General features: G+C 45.1%; 1 pseudogene. It reads left to right on the top strand.

Annotated elements, in window-relative coordinates:
- Positions 1 to 120 (top strand): annotated as a pseudogene (locus tag ACYVRH_RS15110) (hypothetical protein); the annotation flags it as partial.
- Between the last annotated feature and the right edge of the window lie 168 nt (positions 121 to 288).

A 288-nucleotide genomic window follows, 5' to 3' on the forward strand; every position in this document is an offset into this window, starting at 1 on the left:
ACTGTAACCTCGAAAGCCGATCAAAAAGCAAGGCGTGTTATAAGAAAAGCGTTGCGCGATTATCCTGAAAGCAGCGTTCTTGTTACAGGATGTTACGCGCAGTTGAACAGGGAAGATCTATTAAAGCCCAGCAGATAACAACATGCGACTCAAGATTATTGGGGTTTTCTTTTTATCCTCACCTTTGGCGTTTACGCTCAAAACCATCCCGATGCGTTAGCTGAATATCGCGCCGGAAATTTTGAAAGGGCGGTCCTTATTTGCCGTGAGGAACTTGCCATATTCCTC

The organism is Treponema sp. R80B11-R83G3, from assembly GCF_054786115.1.